Origin of the sequence: Maritimibacter sp. 55A14, assembly GCF_003122205.1 — a bacterium.
Classification (GTDB): domain Bacteria; phylum Pseudomonadota; class Alphaproteobacteria; order Rhodobacterales; family Rhodobacteraceae; genus QEYE01.
Genome location: NZ_QEYE01000068.1, coordinates 1 through 813, shown reverse-complemented (window position 1 = coordinate 813; position 813 = coordinate 1). Strand labels below are relative to the sequence as shown.

Sequence of the window (813 nt, the reverse complement as noted above, 5' to 3'; positions counted from 1 at the left end):
GGGTCAGGACCCATTGATTTCAGCCGAGCATCGTGATTCACCGCCTGAAAACAGAGCGGTGACATGTCTGATCTTTACTGGCTGAGCGACGCGCAGATGGCGCGTCTGGAACCCTATTTTCCGAAGTCCCACGGCAAACCTCGGGTCGATGACCGCAGGGTTCTGAGTGGGATTATTTTCATCAATCGCAATGGGTTACGATGGCGCGATGCGCCCAGAGAATATGGCCCGCACAAGACGCTCTACAACCGCTGGAAGCGATGGAGCGATAAGGGCGTCTTCGCCCGGATCATGGCCGGTCTCGCTGCGGAACATGTCGAAGAGAAGACCGTCATGATCGATGCAACCTATCTGAAAGCACACCGGACAGCGACCAGCCTGGCCGCGAAAAAGGGGGGCGTGGACGCCTGATTGGCCGCACCAAAGGCGGCATGAACACCAAGCTGCACGCCATCTGCGACAGCCAGGGGCGGCCTCTGAACCTGTTCGTGACTGCCGGACAGGTCAGCGATTACATCGGCGCCCGCGCTCTGCTGAGCAGCTTGCCCAAGGCCGACTGGCTGCTCGGGGATCGCGGCTATGACGCCGACTGGTTCCGGGAAGCGTTGAAAGACAAGGGGATACGCGCCTGCATCCCGGGCCGAAAGCAGCGCAAGGCCACTGTCAAATACGATAAGCGTCGCTACAAACGCCGCAACCGTATCGAGATCATGTTCGGTAGGCTCAAAGACTGGCGACGGGTCGCAACCCGATATGACCGATGCCCGAAGGTATTCCTCTCCGCCATCGCACTCGCCGCAACCGTCATCTATT

Annotated in this window: 1 protein-coding gene; it reads left to right on the top strand. The window is 59.3% G+C overall.

Annotation, left to right across the window (positions count from 1 at the left end; all coding sequences use genetic code 11):
• Positions 1-63 precede the first annotated feature (63 nt).
• Positions 64-813 (top strand): IS5 family transposase gene (locus DDZ14_RS19210; RefSeq protein ID WP_109426576.1). Its coding sequence is split into 2 segments (ribosomal slippage), with 751 coding nucleotides annotated over them: positions 64-388 and positions 388-813; the frame shifts between segments, so codons are not numbered across the junction. This gene is flagged as partial in the annotation.